This window comes from Rhodanobacter sp. C05, from assembly GCF_002001165.1.
GTDB lineage: Bacteria > Pseudomonadota > Gammaproteobacteria > Xanthomonadales > Rhodanobacteraceae > Rhodanobacter.
Genome location: NZ_MUNQ01000008.1, coordinates 370,210 through 385,337, shown reverse-complemented (window position 1 = coordinate 385,337; position 15,128 = coordinate 370,210). Strand labels below are relative to the sequence as shown.

Genomic DNA, 15,128 nt, shown 5'->3' with positions numbered 1-15,128 from the left:
GTGTCGTTGAGCCATCGGTTATTCCGTTCGCCCGGTCCAGGTCATTCCATGTTGCTTACCCTGTGTCTGTTTCTCGGCTCGGCTGGCGCGATTTATTTCGCCTGCGAATACTTCGTCAACGGCGTCGAATGGTTTGGGCAGAAGCTCAAACTCGGAGCGACCGCGACCGGTACGGTGCTTGCCGCGTTTGGTACGGCACTGCCGGAAAGCGCTGTCACCTTCGTCGCAGTGATCTTCGGCAAGACGCCCGAGGCACGTGACATCGGCGTCGGTGCGGCGCTGGGCGGCCCGCTGGTCCTGGCCACAATTGCCTACGCCGTGGTTGGTGTGGCGCTCTGGTACAACCGTCGACAGCTGCAGCGGACCGACCGGATCATCCGGGTCGATCATCAACGGCTGGCGCGCGATCAGTCGTGGTTTCTGGCGATCTTTGTGGTCAAGGTCGGGCTGGGACTGGTCGTGTTTGCGTTCAAGCCGCTGCTGGGCGTGCTTTTCCTGGCAGCCTATGCGGTTTACGTATGGCGCGAGATGCGCAGTGACGACAGTGCGCCTGAAGAAGAAGTGCTTGAACCGTTGAAGCTTCGCCCCACCCACGCCGAGCCGGCATTGCGCTGGGTAGTGACGCAGACCGTTGCGGCGCTGGTGGTGATTGCTGCTGCATCGCGGCTGTTCGTCAGCCAGCTTGAGGCGATTGGTACAGCGTTTGCGCTGCCGCCGCACCTGGTCGCGCTGGTGCTGAGTCCGGTGGCGACCGAATTGCCGGAGACCATCAATGCACTGATCTGGGTGCGCCAGGGCAAGGAGCGACTGGCGCTGGCCAATATCTCTGGCGCGATGATGATACAGGCGACCATTCCCAGTTCGCTGGCGCTGTTCGCCACGCCGTGGCTGTTCGACACGCCGTTGATCGTGGCCGGTGCGATGACCACGGTGGCCATCGTTTATCTGTGGTGGCTGTTTCGTCGCGGACAGGTCGATGCCCGCTGGCTGTTGCCGGTAGGCTTGTTGTACGGCGTGTTTGCCATTTTCGTGGCTTGGCACTTCGCCGGCTGATGGCCGGTGAAAGCGGATTCAGTCGCGATGGGATGCGCTGCGGTCGCGCCCCGCGCCCAGCTTGGTGTCGAGCCTGCCGAACAGTTTTTTGAACACACGCGAGAATTTGCCGCGTTTGGTCTTGCGCAACTTCTCTTCCTCGCTGGTGAGCCAGGCGACCTGGATCACCCGCCGTTCGCCTTCGTAAGGAAGGTGGCCATGGAAGGAGTTCTCACAGCGCTTGAATACCGCAAATTCGCCGTAGAGCGGAGCCAGTTCCGGTGCGGCGATGCTGTCGATGTCGTCGATCTGGTGCAGGAAGCGCAGGCAGCCGTCGCTGGTATCCGGCCACTGCGCATTCAGATAGATCAGTGCGGTGGCCACCTTGGATTTGCTGTCGGTATGGATAGTGCCGTGGCGCTTGTTGAGCAGGCGGCACAATGTGACCAGGGTCGGGTACTGGCCGAGGTTGTCGATCCCAAGCCGCCGGCCGATCGCGCTGGCAAACGCCGGCGATGTCATGTCGGCGATCAGTGTGTTGACCGACGGGCCGCAATCGCTCGGATCGTAGGGAAAGAATCCGGCACTGGAATAATTCGGAAAATCGCGATCCAGCTCGTTGCGCACTTCATCCGGCAGTTGCCCGTGGGCCACCATGAAGGGGAATGGGTATTGCTGCACCGTGGTATCTGGGCGATCGAGTCGGGCGGGATCGAGCAGGACAGCAGCACTCATGGGATATTCAACTCCATTTAACAGGGCCTAGTGTAACGCCGGCCGATCGGCCGCAAGTGGTTGGACAACGCATGATTCATGCTTCGTAAGGTGGACAGAAACGGCGTCTCCGCTTATCATTTCCACCCGCCCTGACCCTTTCCCTAACGAGCTCCACAAGCCAGCAATCGTGCGGCTTGCGGATCTTGCTGCATCCAAAAGGCGGTTAATTTTATGCCTATCCCCGCTCTGCTGGCCCTCGAAGACGGCAGCGTGTTTCATGGTCACGCCGTGGGCGCGACTGGCGAAACCATCGGCGAAGTCGTATTCAACACGGCGATGACGGGCTATCAGGAAATCCTCACGGACCCTTCCTACTCGCGCCAGATCGTTACCCTGACTTATCCGCATATCGGCAACACCGGCATCAATGCCGAAGATGCCGAATCCACCGCCGTACACGCCGCTGGCCTGATCGTGCGCGACGTGCCGCGCCGGGCCAGCAACTGGCGCAGCAGCGAAAGCCTGCCTGATTACCTCAAGCGCCACGACATCGTGGCGATCGCAGGCATCGACACCCGTCGGCTCACCCGGATCCTGCGCGACAAGGGTGCGTTGGCCGGTTGCATTGTCGCCGGCGAGCAGATCGATGTCGAAGCCACGCTGGCCAAGGCGCGCGCATTTCCCGGGCTCAACGGCATGGACCTGGCCAAGGTGGTCAGCGTCGCCAAGTCGTACGAGTGGAGCGAAGGTACTTACGACCTCGATCGCACGGCGTTCAATCAGCCATCCAAACAGTTCAAGGTCGTTGCCTACGACTTCGGCGTGAAGCACAACATTCTGCGCCTGCTCGCCGAGCAGGGCTGCGACATCACCGTGGTGCCGGCGCAGACGCCCGCGGTCGAGGTGCTGGCGCTGAAGCCGGATGGCGTGTTCCTCTCCAATGGCCCAGGTGATCCGGCAGCCTGCGACTACGCTATCGAGGCAACAAAGCAGTTGCTCGAAGCGAAAATTCCGCTGTTCGGCATCTGCCTCGGGCACCAGATCATGGGTCTGGCGTTGGGTGCGAAGACGCTGAAGATGAAGTTCGGCCACCACGGCGCGAATCATCCGGTGAAGGATCTGGACGATGGCCGCGTACTGATCACTTCGCAGAACCATGGCTTCGCGGTCGATCCGGCGACGCTGCCGGCGAATGTACGGGTCACCCACAGCTCATTGTTCGACGGTTCGCTGCAGGGCTTTGCGCTCACCGACCGACCGGCGTTCTGCTTCCAGGGTCATCCGGAAGCATCGCCTGGTCCCCACGACATCGGTTACCTGTTTGACCGGTTTGCCAAGCTGATGCAGGAGACCCGCTGAGATGGCCAAGCGTACCGATATCAAGAGCATCCTCATCATCGGCGCGGGTCCGATCGTGATCGGCCAGGCCTGCGAGTTCGACTACTCAGGCGCACAGGCCTGCAAGGCGCTGAAGGAAGAGGGTTACCGGGTGATCCTGGTGAACTCCAATCCCGCCACGATCATGACCGACCCGGAGACCGCCGACGCGGTCTACATCGAGCCGATCAACTGGCAGACGGTGGAGCGCATCATCGCGAAAGAGCGACCCGACGCGGTACTGCCGACGATGGGTGGCCAGACCGGACTCAATTGCGCACTCGATCTCGCCGACCACGGCGTGCTCGAGAAGTACAACGTCGAGCTGATCGGTGCCTCGCGCGAAGCCATCCGCATGGCCGAAGATCGTGAACTGTTCCGCGTGGCGATGGCCGAGATCGGACTGGATTGTCCAAAGGCCGAGGTTGTGCGCACGTTCGAACAGGCGCTGCTGACCCAGGCCAAGGTCGGCTATCCGACCATCATCCGCCCCAGCTTCACCCTCGGCGGCTCCGGTGGCGGTATCGCGTACAACCGCGAGGAGTTCGAGGAGATCGTCAAGCGCGGTCTTGATCTTTCGCCGGTGGGCGAGGTGCTGGTCGAGGAATCCGTGCTCGGCTGGAAGGAATTCGAGATGGAAGTGGTTCGCGACAAGGCGGACAACTGCATCATCGTCTGCTCGATCGAGAACCTCGATCCGATGGGCGTGCACACCGGTGACTCGATCACCGTGGCACCGGCACAGACGCTCACCGACAAGGAATACCAGCGTCTGCGCGATGCCTCGATCGCGGTGCTGCGCAAGATCGGCGTGGATACCGGCGGCTCCAACGTGCAGTTCGGCATCAATGCCGAGAACGGTCGCGTCGTGGTGATCGAGATGAACCCGCGCGTATCGCGTTCATCCGCACTGGCCTCCAAGGCCACCGGCTTCCCGATTGCCAAGATCGCCGCGAAGTTGGCGGTGGGCTACACGCTGGATGAGCTGAAGAACGACATCACCGGTGGTCTCACTCCGGCCTCGTTCGAGCCGTCGATCGATTATGTGGTTACCAAGATTCCGCGTTTCGCGTTCGAGAAGTTCCCGGCCGCCGATGCGCGCCTCACCACCCAGATGAAGTCGGTGGGTGAGGTGATGGCGATGGGTCGTACCTTCCACGAATCGCTGCAGAAGGCGCTGCGCGGGCTGGAGATCGGCAAGACCGGCCTCAATCCGACTGGGCTGGACATCACTACCGAAGCCGGGCTGGCCACGCTCAAGCGCGAGCTGCGCGAACCGCGGCCGGATCGTGTATTCCATCTGGCCGACGCGTTCCGCGCGGGGTTGTCGCTGGAGGAAGTGCACAACCTCAGCCGCGTCGATCCCTGGTTCCTCGCTGCCTTCGAAGACATCGTGCTGACCGAAGGTGAAGTGACGGTGCAGGGATTGACCGCACTGGACGCACCGCGCATGCGTGAACTGAAGCGCATGGGTTTCGCCGACGCGCGTCTGGCCGAACTGACCGCCACCGACGAAGCGACGATGCGCCAGCGGCGCCATTCGCTGGGCGTGCGTCCGGTGTACAAGCGCGTGGACTCCTGCGCGGCCGAGTTCGCCACCACCACGGCCTACATGTACTCGACCTACGAGGAAGAGTGCGAGGCGAATCCGACCAATCGCGACAAGATCATCGTGCTCGGCGGTGGCCCGAACCGTATCGGGCAGGGCATCGAGTTCGACTACTGCTGCGTGCACGCTGCAATTGCGCTGCGCGAGGACGGGTTCGAGACCATCATGATCAACTGCAATCCGGAAACCGTTTCCACCGATTACGATACGTCCGACCGCCTGTACTTCGAGCCGCTGACGCTGGAAGACGTGTTGGAGATTGTCGATCTGGAGAAACCGAAGGGTGTGATCGTGCAGTACGGCGGCCAGACGCCGCTGAAGCTGGCGCGTGCGCTGGAGGCCAACGGTGTGCCGGTCATCGGTACCTCGCCGGATTCGATCGATCTGGCTGAGGATCGCGAGCGCTTCCAGCAGATGATCGTCAAGCTTGGCCTGATCCAGCCGCCGAATCGCACGGCGCGCAATGCCGACGAGGCGTTGGCGATGGCCAGCGAAATCGGTTACCCGCTGGTGGTGCGTCCGAGCTATGTGCTCGGTGGCCGCGCGATGGAAGTGGTCTACGACAACGCCGACCTGTCGCGCTACATCCGCGAAGCTGTGCAGGTGTCGAACGATTCACCGGTACTGTTGGACCGCTTCCTCGACCACGCGGTCGAAGTGGACGTGGACATCATCGCCGACGCCGAAGGCAACGTGCTGATCGGCGGCATCATGGAGCATATCGAGGAAGCCGGTGTGCATTCGGGCGACTCCTCCTGTTCGCTGCCGCCGTACTCGCTGTCGCAGGAAGTCCAGGACGAGATGCGCCGCCAGGTTGCCGCGATGGCGAAAGAACTGAAGGTCATCGGCCTGATGAACACGCAGTTCGCGATCCAGGGCGATACCGTGTTCATCCTCGAGGTGAATCCGCGCGCGTCGCGCACCGTGCCGTTCGTTTCCAAGGCAACCGGTGTGCCGCTGGCGAAGATCGCCGCGCGGGCGATGGCTGGCCGTTCGCTGGTGGCGCAGGGCACGACACGCGAAGTGATCCCGGCGTACTACTCGGTGAAGGAAGCGATCTTCCCGTTCCTGAAATTCCAGAACGTCGATCCGATCCTCGGTCCCGAGATGCGTTCCACCGGCGAAGTGATGGGCGTGGGTCGCAGCTTCGGCGCAGCCTTCGCGCGCGGTCACGATGCCGCCGGCATCAAGACGCCGCCGAAGGGCAAGGTATTCGTGTCGGTGCGTGATGCCGACAAGGATCGCCTGCTGCCGATCGCCAAGGAAGTGCTCACGCGTGGTTTCAGCCTGGTCGCCACCGAAGGCACGGCGCGTTACCTGGCCGAACACGGCGTGGCCTGCGAGCGCATCAACAAGGTACTCGAGGGCCGGCCGCACGTGGTCGACCTGATCAAGAATGGCGAGATCGTCTATATCGTCAACACCACCGAGGGCAAGCAGGCGATCGCCGACTCGTTCTCGATCCGGCGCGAAGCCCTGCAGCATCGCGTCACGTATTCCACCACCGTCGCAGGCGCGCGTGCGCTCGTGCATTCGCTGGATTTCCACAGCGATGGCGAGGTACACAGCCTGCAGGAACTGCACAAGGAGCTCCGTGCATGAGTCGCGCCCCCATTACCAAAGCTGGCTCGGAACGCCTGCGTGCCGAGCTTGAACGGCTGAAGTCGGTCGACCGGCCACGCATCATCGCGGCGATTGCCGAGGCGCGCGCGCACGGCGATCTCAAGGAAAACGCCGAGTATCACGCGGCACGCGAGCAACAGAGTTTCACCGAGGGCCGTATCGGTCAGTTGGAAGCTCTGCTGTCGACGGCCGAGGTGATCGATGTCACCCAGCTCAATCCAGGTAACCGCGTGGTGTTCGGTGCCATCGTCGATCTGGAAGACGAGGACAGCGGCACGGCCGTCACGTACCAGATCGTTGGCGATCTGGAAGCGGACATCAAGCAGCGATGGATTGCGGTGTCTTCACCGATTGCCCGTGCGTTGATCGGCAAGAGCGTGGGTGACAGTTTCGAGTTCACCGCGCCGAATGGTGTCAAACATTACGAAATCACCGGTGTGCGTTATTCGTGAGAGTACGTGTTGAGGGAAGTGCCGGTCGCCGCATGCGACCGGCCTGATAACGAGCTGGCGGTGTAGCCGCCTCCATCGATGGGCACCTGATCCTGGACCGCGACATGCCGCAGCAGAAGATCCTGTTCCTCAGCGTCTCGGCCGGTGCCGGCCACATGCGTGCTGCAGAGGCGTTGCGCCTCACCGCCGAGGCAAGCCTGCCACATGTCGAGACCAGGCATCTGGATGCGATGGACTACGTGCCGTCCGCATTCCGCAAGCTGTACACCGATTTCTACATCACGCTGATCAGCAGCTACCCGACACTTTGGGGTGTGTTGTACCAGCGCAGTTCAGAGGCCGATCCAGACGGCCCGATGCAGAAGCTGCGACGTGCCATCGAACGGCTTGGTACGGGTGATCTGCGCAAGGCGATCAATGCGTTTGCGCCCGACGCGATCGTCTGCACACACTTCCTGCCCGCCGAAATGCTGATGCACGAAATCCGGCGCGAGCGGTTTACGGTGCCGGTGTGGGTCCAGGTCACCGATTTTGATCTGCATGGCATGTGGGTGATTCCACGCATGACGGGTTTCTTCGCGGCCAGCGATGAAATTGCCTTCCGCATGAAGGCGAACCGCATCGAAGCGGGACGCGTCCATACCACCGGCATCCCAGTGATGCCGGAGTTCACCCAGCCGCAGGATCGCCGGACCTGCGCCGAGCGTTTCGGTCTCGATCCGACCAAGCAGACCATCATGCTGATGGGTGGTGGCGCCGGCGTCGGCAAGCTCAACAAGGTGGCAGCTACGCTGATGCGGCTCGAGCACGACTTCCAGCTGATCGCGCTGGCCGGGCGCAACGAAGCCGCGCTGGCCAAGCTGAAGACCTATGCAGCGGAATATCCGGGACGACTGTTTCCGTTCGGCTTCACCAACGAAGTGGCACGGCTGATGGCCTGCTCCGATGTGGTGATCACCAAGCCTGGTGGGCTGACCACCTCCGAGTGCCTTGCGATGGGCGTGCCGATGGTGGTGTATGCGCCAGTCCCGGGTCAGGAAGAACGCAATGCGGACTACGTGTTGGAGCAGGGGGCGGCGCTGAAAGCGATCGACCTGATCTCGCTTGAATACCGGGTACGTCAGTTGCTGGCGGATCCGCAACGGCTGGCGCGGATGCGTGAATGTGCGCGCGGTCTGGGTCAGCCGCAGGCAGCGCGACGTGTGCTGGAGATCGTGCAGGCCCAGCTTGCAGGCCAGCAGTCAGTGGCTACGCCGGTGGATCATTGAGCGTGCGTCTGCTGGATCAACGACACTTGCCTGCAGCAGAAGCGCCAGTTTCCATGCGCCCCGTGGTGCTGTTGCTGACGCTCGGCTGGACCATCCTGCTGGCTTTTTTCTTTGCCAACGTGGAGATCCAGATCGAAGGCGCTGCAGGCTGGGCGGCGAACCTGCCGACCTGGCGCATCGAGCATCACTGGCTTCTGGATATTTTCTGGGGCAGTAGGCCGATGACCGGTTATCACGCGTGGCTTTTCCCATGCATGGGACTGTTTTTCCATTTCCCGCTGATCTTCAGCGGCCGCTGGAATTGGCGCGCCGAGGCGCGCGTGTTCGCCTGCATCATGCTGTTCTGGATTACCGAGGACTTTCTGTGGTTCGTGTTCAACCCGGCCTATGGCGTGGCGCATTTCGCACCACGCTACATTCCGTGGCATATCCACTGGTGGGGTCCGGCGCCCAGCGACTACTGGGTTTCACTGTCCGTGTCCGGAGTGCTGTTCTGGTTGTCGTGCCGCCCGATGCCATCGCGCCGCTAAGCAACCATGCCGGACCCAAATGTCGGGCACAAAAAAGGCCGCACATGTGCGGCCTTTTCATGACTCATTACGCTGGGATCAGCGCTGACGAGCCTTGAAACGGGGATTGCTCTTGCAGATCACGAACACCTTGCCGCGACGACGCACAATCTTGCAATCGCGGTGCCGCGCCTTGGCGGACTTCAAAGAGTTAAGCACCTTCACGGCCAGCTCCTGACACTAAACGAAAATGTAAGCGCGCAAGTATAGCGATTAACCAGCCCCGTCACAAGCTAGGTATGACAGCCGATTCGGCTACCGTGGACAGGAACTGCTGGAGCACTGGTGAGTGGTCGTCGTTGCGGCTGGCGACGGCAAGCAGCAGATAGGCATCGGCGTCTTCCAGTTTCACGTAGCTGACACCGGCCAGGCGCACGGCGCGCATGCTGGCCGGTACCAGCGCCAATCCCAGGCCTGCGGCCACCAGGGCGAGCAAGCCGTTGATCTGCTGGGCATGCTGGGTAATCGATGGCTGGAAGCCCGCCTTGGTCGCCAGCTTCACCAGCCGATCGTATAGCGTGGCTGCCAGCTCGCGTGGCTGCGAGACAAATGAATCGGCCGCCACCTCGGCGAGGCGCAGGCTGCCGCGGCCGGACAAGGCGTGGCCGGAGGGCAGGGCGAGCAGCAGGGGTTCCCGGTCGATCACGCTCAGGCGCAGGCTGCGCGCATCTTGCGGGTGGATCGGTTCGTCACGCACAAAGCCGACATCGATCTGGCCAGCCAGCAAGGCGGCGAATTGGGGTTCGGTATACATCTCGCTGAGATGCAGGCGCACGTTCGGTGCGATCTGTCCGTAGCGGAGCAGGGCTTGCGGCAGCGCCGGATGAAATGAAACCGAGACGGTATAAGCCAGTCGCAGTTGACCGCTATGACCGGCGGCCGCGGCAACCACGTGTCCGCGTGCTTCGTCGGCCTTGGCCAGGATCTGTCGGGCCTGTTCCAGGAAGATCCGGCCCGGCTCGGTCAGCGCCACATTGCGCTTGTTGCGTTCAAGCAGGCGTACGCCCAGATCCTGTTCCAGCGCCTGGATCTGCTGGGACAGTGGCGGTTGCGAGAGGTGCAGGCGCAATGCCGCCCGCGTGAAGCTGAGTTCCTCGGCAACAGCAACGAAGTAGCGCAGTTGGCGGAAATCAAACATATAGTGAAATCGAATAAATAAGGCGCTAAATATATATTTGATACTTTAACGTGTCGATCATAAACTCTCTCCCGTCCCGCCACTTCCCCTCCCCCTAGTGGCGGCGGCCCTCGCCCCGCAGCGACGCTAAATACGATATCTGGTTCAACTCCCCCCTGAACCCATATCGATGCGTCTTCCCTGCGGGGTGCTTTTTTTACGCTCCCGACGCCGCTGCCATCCGACAGCGGCGTCGGCGTAACTGGCCAGGCCAGAACGTGCGGAATCAGATCTGGCTGGCCAGCCGGGTGCCCTGGGCGATGGCACGCTTGGCGTCGAGTTCGGCGGCTACATCGGCGCCGCCAATGACGTGCACTTTCAGGCCAGCCGCGATCAACTCATCGGCCAGCCGCCGGTTCGGTTCCTGACCGGCGCAGATCACCACGTGGTCGACCGGCAGGATCTGGGGGGCACCATCGACGGTGATGTGCAGGCCCTGATCGTCGAAACGTTGATAGCTGACCTTGCCCAGCATGCTGACCTGCTTGGCCTTGAGCGTGGCCCGGTGTACCCAGCCGGTGGTCTTGTTGAGCCGCGCGCCAGGACGTCCCTCGCTGCGCTGCAAGAGCCAGATCTGCCGGGCTGGAGCTTCCGGTTGCGGCTTCTGCAGGCCGCCACGTTGCGCCAGCTGCATGTCCACCCCCCACTCACGGGTCCAGCGAGCCACGTCGGTGGTGGGCGAGGGCGCATGTTCGACCAGGAATTCGGCCACGTCGAAGCCGATGCCGCCGGCGCCGATGATCGCCACCTTCGCGCCAACGCTCTGGTGACGGGCAAGTACATCCAGATAGCTCAGCACACGCGGATCGTCGCTGCCAGGGAAGCTCACCGTGCGCGGCGTGATACCGGTGGCGATCACTACCTCGTCATAGCCACCCGCATGCAGTGATGCCGCATCTGCGGTCTGGCCCAGTTGCACGTCGACGCCGGTATCGCTCAGTCGATGGCGGAAATAGCGCAGTGTCTCGTGGAATTCTTCCTTGCCCGGAATCTGCTTGGCGTAGTTGAACTGGCCGCCAATCTCACTGGCTTTATCGATCAGCGTCACCGCATGGCAGCGCTCACCCAGCGTACTTGCGCAGGCCATGCCGGCTGGTCCGGCACCAATGACGGCAATGCGCTTGCGCACGCTGGCTGGTTCGATCTTCAGTTCGGTCTCGTGACAGGCGCGCGGGTTGACCAGGCAACTGGCACGCTTGTTCTGGAACACATGGTCGAGGCAGGCCTGGTTGCAGGCGATACAGGTGTTGATGCGTTCACTGCGCCCGGCCTTGGCCTTGTTGGCCCAATGCGGGTCGGCCAGTAACGGGCGCGCCATCGAGACCATGTCGGCCTCGCCGCTGGCCAGGATATGTTCGGCGACTTCCGGCATGTTGATGCGGTTGGTGGTGATCAGCGGGATCGCCACTTCACCCTTGAGCTTCTTCGTGACCCAGGCAAATCCTGCGCGCGGCACGCTGGTGACGATGGTCGGCACCCGCGCCTCGTGCCAGCCGATGCCGGTATTGATGATCGAGGCGCCGGCCGCTTCGATCGCCTTGGCCAGCGTGACGATCTCGCTCCAGTCCTGGCCACCTTCGACCAGATCGAGCATCGAGAGCCGGTAGATGATGATGAAGTTTCGCCCCACCGCGGCGCGCGTACGACGCACAATTTCGAGCGGGAAGCGCATGCGGCGTGCCGCATCGCCACCCCAGGCGTCGCTGCGCTGGTTGGTTCGTGCGGCGATGAACTGGTTGATCAGATAGCCTTCCGAGCCCATCACCTCGACGCCGTCGTAGCCGGCGTCCTGCGCCAGTTCCGCGCAGTGCACGAAGTCGTCGATGGTGCGCTCCACACCACGCGAAGACAGCGCTCGCGGCATGAACGGAGTGATCGGTGATTTGATCTTCGACGGCGCCACTGACAGCGGGTGATAGCCGTAGCGTCCGGCATGCAGGATCTGCAGGCAGAGACGGCCACCTTCGGCATGCACGGCGTTGGTGAGCTTGCGATGGCGCGGCTTGTGCCATGGCATCGTGAGGCGGCCACCGAAGGGTTTCAGCCAGCCCTGGATGCTCGGTGCAATGCCGCCGGTGACCATCAGCCCGACGCCACCGCGAGCGCGTTCGGCGAAGTATGCCGCCAGCTTGTCGTAATCGCTGGCCTTGTCCTCCAGCCCGGTGTGCATCGAGCCCATCAGGATGCGGTTGGGCAGGGTGACATGGCCCAGATCGAGCGGAGCGAACAGCTTCGGGTAATTCATGCGGTCGGCACCGGATCAAACGATCGTATGAATGTGCCGGTGTTCGGTACTGGAAAGCAAGCGTCGCGTGCGCGCAGCAGAACTAGTTCAAGGCTGCGAGCTCATGCCAGCAACTGCTGCACCAGGGCGATGTAGCGGCGCATGGCTTCCTCTTCTGGCACGCCGTTCAACTGCGCCCATGCCGTGTGCTTGGCCGTGCCGACGAAGTCGAAGAAACCCGGTTGAGTCCGGCGCAGGTCACCTTCTGAACCCTGCTTGTAAAGGGCGTACAGCTTCAGCAAGGTGTCGTTGTCGGGGCGCGTACCCAATCGCTGGATGTCCTCGGCGGCTTGTTCGAACTCGCGGCGAAGATCGGTCATAAGGCGAATCAGGCTGGCTTGAGTGCAGGAAGATCGGCTAGATAGCACGCGTTCCAGGCGGGGTCAACGCGTTAAACTTCCGCTTTCGACTGCCAGCCAAGGAATCACCCATGAGTCATGCCTCGCCCGTACCCGTACTTGCCATCGACGGGCCATCGGGATCGGGCAAGGGCACCATCAGTGCACTGGTGGCTGAACATCTTGGCTGGAGGTTGCTGGATTCCGGGGCGTTGTACCGGGCGGTAGGTTACGCCGCCGGCATGGCCGGGCTGGATCTGTCGGACGTGGATGCGATGACCCGTTGTGCCCAGGGCACCAAAATCCAGTTCCGCGCGTCTGCGAATGGCGATGCGACGCGCGTCATCGTCAACGGACACGATGCCACCGACGAGTTGCGCACCGAAACCGCCGGTGCGGCGGCTTCGGCGATCGCGTCGATGCCGTCGGTGCGCGAGGCCCTGGTGGCGCTGCAGCTGGGCTTCCGCAAGGCGCCGGGACTGGTTGCTGACGGACGTGACATGGGCACGGTGATCTTCCCGGATGCCGCGTACAAGGTTTTCCTCACCGCGAGCGCCGCCGAGCGCGCGAAAAGGCGCTATAAGCAGTTGAAGGAAAAGGGACTCAGCGTTACACTTGGCGGCCTTCAACGCGAAATTGAGGCGCGTGACAGCCGCGATGCATCGCGCGCGGTCGCGCCGCTCAAGCCTGCCGAGGATGCCTTGCTGGTGGATACCACCGGGATGGGCATCGACGAGGTCGTCGCGAAAGTACTTGCCGTCGTGCAGCCATAGATCATCAAGGATCCGGTTGCGCGGCGGTTTCTGCGCCCCTGCTGCGGCAGGGGATTTTGACCCACGGTGACGACGGTCGGTTCTTAAGGAACCACCTGAAGACACCCTCAACCGGTGGACCGGAAAGTTCGTGCGCAACACATCAGCAAGCGCAACGGATCACGGTCTTTTCCCACTATGGAATCAACATGACTGAAAGTTTTGCCGAACTGTTTGAACAGAGCCAGCAGGCCATCTCCAAGCTGAAGCCCGGCGCCATCGTCACCGGCATCGTTGTGGAAATTCGCAACGACGTCGTCGTGATCAATGCAGGCCTGAAGAGCGAAGGCATCGTCCCGATCGAGCAGTTCAAGAGCGAGGACGGCGTGCTGGAGGTGCAGGTAGGCGACGAGGTGAAGGTTGCCCTCGAAGCTTTGGAAGACGGTTTCGGCGAAACCAAGCTATCGCGCGAGAAGGCCAAGCGCTCGATGGTGTGGGACGACCTCGAGCACGCGTTCGACAAGGAAGAAACCATCGTTGGTCTCATCTCCGGCAAGGTCAAGGGCGGCTTCACGGTCGACATCAAGGACGTCCGCGCCTTCCTGCCGGGCTCGCTGGTCGACGTGCGTCCGGTGCGCGACCCGGTGTTCCTCGAGGGCAAGGAACTCGAATTCAAGATCATCAAGCTCGACCGCAAGCGCAACAACGTGGTGGTCAGCCGTCGTGCTGTCGTCGAGACCGAGTTCTCCGCCGAGCGCGAGCAGCTGCTTGAGCGCCTGACCGAGGGCGCCGTGGTCAAGGGCACCGTCAAGAACCTCACCGACTACGGCGCGTTCGTGGATCTGGGCGGCATCGACGGCCTGCTGCACATCACCGACATGGCGTGGAAGCGCGTGCGTCATCCGTCCGAAGTGGTCAACGTCGGCGACGAGCTCGATGTGCGCGTGCTGAAGTACGACAAGGAGCGCAACCGCGTTTCGCTGGGCCTGAAGCAGCTGGGCGACGACCCGTGGGTCGCGATTGCCCGCCGTTATCCGGTCGGCAGCCGCCTGTTCGGCAAGGTTTCCAACGTCACAGATTACGGCTGCTTCGTCGAGATCGAGCCGGGCGTGGAAGGCCTGGTGCACGTATCCGAGATGGACTGGACCAACAAGAACGTCAACCCGGCCAAGGTGGTTCAGGTTGGTGACGAGACCGAAGTCACCGTGCTGGACGTGGATGAGGAGCGTCGCCGCATCTCGCTGGGTATCAAGCAGACCCGCTCGAACCCGTGGGAAGCCTTCGCAGCAATGCACAAGAAGGGCGACAAGGTCTCCGGTCAGATCAAGTCGATCACCGATTTCGGCGTGTTCATCGGACTGGACGGCGGCATCGACGGTCTGGTGCACCTGTCCGATATCTCCTGGCAGATGTCCGGCGAAGATCTGGTTCGCAACTTCAAGAAGGGCGACGAGATCGAGGCCGTGGTGCTGGCAGTGGACCCGGAGCGTGAGCGCATCTCGCTCGGTATCAAGCAGATGGAGCAGGATCCGTTCGGCCAGTTCATGGCGGCGAACCCGCGCGGCACCATCGTCAACGGCACCGTCAAGGAAGTCGATGCGAAGGGTGCAGTGATCGATCTGGGCGAGGGCGTCGAGGGTTACCTGCGCGCCAACGACATCGCCAAGGAGCGCATCGAGGATGCCACGCTGCATCTGAAGGTGGGCGACAAGGTCGAAGCCAAGTTCACCGGCATGGATCGCAAGGGTCGCCAGCTGGCGCTCTCGATCCGCGCGAAGGACGAGGAAGATGTGCCTGAGGTGGCTGCTGTCGACTACGCGTCGGCATCGACCGGCACGACCAAGCTTGGCGCGTTGCTCAAAGAGCAGTTCGACAAGGCTGATTGATCACACGTTGCAGACTGATGCGGGGCGGCACATCGTCGCCCCGC

General features: G+C 62.3%; 13 protein-coding genes. 8 read left to right on the top strand and 5 right to left on the bottom strand.

The window, feature by feature from the left end; genetic code table 11:
• Positions 1-48: 48 nt before the first annotated feature.
• Complete coding sequence (locus B0E51_RS07635) at positions 49-1,053, top strand: sodium:calcium antiporter (RefSeq protein ID WP_077444372.1); 1,005 nt, start codon at positions 49-51, stop codon at positions 1,051-1,053.
• Between the two features lie 18 nt (positions 1,054-1,071).
• On the opposite strand, the gene B0E51_RS07630 is transcribed toward B0E51_RS07635, so the two are convergent.
• A complete protein-coding gene (locus tag B0E51_RS07630) occupies positions 1,072-1,767 on the bottom strand; it encodes a 2OG-Fe(II) oxygenase (protein WP_077444263.1) in 696 nt (231 codons plus the stop codon).
• Positions 1,768-1,980: 213 nt separating this feature from the next.
• On the opposite strand from B0E51_RS07630, the gene carA reads away from it, so the two are divergent.
• From carA to B0E51_RS07605, 5 genes are all read left to right on the top strand, one after another.
• Positions 1,981-3,108, top strand: coding sequence for a glutamine-hydrolyzing carbamoyl-phosphate synthase small subunit (gene carA, locus B0E51_RS07625; RefSeq protein ID WP_077444262.1), 1,128 nt, complete (start codon positions 1,981-1,983; stop codon positions 3,106-3,108).
• Between the two features lies 1 nt (position 3,109).
• Positions 3,110-6,337, top strand: coding sequence for a carbamoyl-phosphate synthase large subunit (gene carB, locus B0E51_RS07620; protein ID WP_077444261.1), 3,228 nt, complete (start codon positions 3,110-3,112; stop codon positions 6,335-6,337).
• Complete coding sequence (gene greA, locus B0E51_RS07615; protein WP_077444260.1) at positions 6,334-6,810, top strand: transcription elongation factor GreA; 477 nt, start codon at positions 6,334-6,336, stop codon at positions 6,808-6,810. Before carB ends, greA begins: the two co-directional genes overlap by 4 nt.
• Before the next feature lie 104 nt (positions 6,811-6,914).
• Positions 6,915-8,078, top strand: coding sequence for a glycosyltransferase (locus B0E51_RS07610; RefSeq protein WP_077444259.1), 1,164 nt, complete (start codon positions 6,915-6,917; stop codon positions 8,076-8,078).
• A 53-nt stretch (positions 8,079-8,131) separates the two neighbouring features.
• Positions 8,132-8,608, top strand: a complete 477-nt coding sequence (locus B0E51_RS07605) for a hypothetical protein (RefSeq protein WP_077444258.1) — start codon at positions 8,132-8,134, stop codon at positions 8,606-8,608.
• Positions 8,609-8,686: 78 nt separating this feature from the next.
• Here B0E51_RS07605 and ykgO read toward each other — a convergent pair whose 3' ends face one another.
• The 4 genes from ykgO to B0E51_RS07585 form a co-directional block, all read right to left on the bottom strand.
• Complete coding sequence (gene ykgO / locus B0E51_RS07600) at positions 8,687-8,812, bottom strand: type B 50S ribosomal protein L36 (RefSeq protein ID WP_007080705.1); 126 nt, start codon at positions 8,810-8,812, stop codon at positions 8,687-8,689.
• A gap of 61 nt (positions 8,813-8,873) precedes the next feature.
• The gene (locus B0E51_RS07595) at positions 8,874-9,785 is read right to left on the bottom strand and encodes a LysR substrate-binding domain-containing protein (protein ID WP_077444257.1); all 912 of its coding nucleotides are present in this window, start codon (positions 9,783-9,785) and stop codon (positions 8,874-8,876) included.
• Positions 9,786-10,050: 265 nt separating this feature from the next.
• Positions 10,051-12,069: an NADPH-dependent 2,4-dienoyl-CoA reductase gene (locus B0E51_RS07590; protein WP_077444256.1), complete on the bottom strand. Its 2,019-nt coding sequence runs from the start codon at positions 12,067-12,069 to the stop codon at positions 10,051-10,053.
• A gap of 101 nt (positions 12,070-12,170) precedes the next feature.
• Positions 12,171-12,428, bottom strand: a complete 258-nt coding sequence (locus B0E51_RS07585) for an acyl-CoA-binding protein (RefSeq protein ID WP_077444255.1) — start codon at positions 12,426-12,428, stop codon at positions 12,171-12,173.
• A gap of 110 nt (positions 12,429-12,538) precedes the next feature.
• Here B0E51_RS07585 and cmk point away from each other — a divergent pair, with 110 nt between their 5' ends.
• Positions 12,539-13,219 (top strand): (d)CMP kinase, encoded by a 681-nt coding sequence (gene cmk / locus B0E51_RS07580; protein WP_077444254.1) that lies wholly within the window; start codon positions 12,539-12,541, stop codon positions 13,217-13,219.
• Positions 13,220-13,407: 188 nt separating this feature from the next.
• Positions 13,408-15,084 carry a 30S ribosomal protein S1 gene (rpsA, locus tag B0E51_RS07575; RefSeq protein WP_077444253.1) on the top strand — a complete coding sequence of 559 codons (1,677 nt, stop codon included), beginning with the start codon at positions 13,408-13,410 and terminating at the stop codon, positions 15,082-15,084.
• The last annotated feature ends 44 nt before the right edge of the window (positions 15,085-15,128 follow it).

Coding starts and splice junctions, on each gene's coding strand:
- B0E51_RS07635 (WP_077444372.1), top strand. CDS start 49: ATGTTGCTTACCCTGTGTCTGTTTCTCGGCTCGGCTGGCGCGATTTAT.
- B0E51_RS07630 (WP_077444263.1), bottom strand. CDS start 1,767: ATGAGTGCTGCTGTCCTGCTCGATCCCGCCCGACTCGATCGCCCAGAT.
- carA (WP_077444262.1), top strand. CDS start 1,981: ATGCCTATCCCCGCTCTGCTGGCCCTCGAAGACGGCAGCGTGTTTCAT.
- carB (WP_077444261.1), top strand. CDS start 3,110: ATGGCCAAGCGTACCGATATCAAGAGCATCCTCATCATCGGCGCGGGT.
- greA (WP_077444260.1), top strand. CDS start 6,334: ATGAGTCGCGCCCCCATTACCAAAGCTGGCTCGGAACGCCTGCGTGCC.
- B0E51_RS07610 (WP_077444259.1), top strand. CDS start 6,915: ATGCCGCAGCAGAAGATCCTGTTCCTCAGCGTCTCGGCCGGTGCCGGC.
- B0E51_RS07605 (WP_077444258.1), top strand. CDS start 8,132: ATGCGCCCCGTGGTGCTGTTGCTGACGCTCGGCTGGACCATCCTGCTG.
- B0E51_RS07595 (WP_077444257.1), bottom strand. CDS start 9,785: ATGTTTGATTTCCGCCAACTGCGCTACTTCGTTGCTGTTGCCGAGGAA.
- B0E51_RS07590 (WP_077444256.1), bottom strand. CDS start 12,069: ATGAATTACCCGAAGCTGTTCGCTCCGCTCGATCTGGGCCATGTCACC.
- B0E51_RS07585 (WP_077444255.1), bottom strand. CDS start 12,428: ATGACCGATCTTCGCCGCGAGTTCGAACAAGCCGCCGAGGACATCCAG.
- cmk (WP_077444254.1), top strand. CDS start 12,539: ATGAGTCATGCCTCGCCCGTACCCGTACTTGCCATCGACGGGCCATCG.
- rpsA (WP_077444253.1), top strand. CDS start 13,408: ATGACTGAAAGTTTTGCCGAACTGTTTGAACAGAGCCAGCAGGCCATC.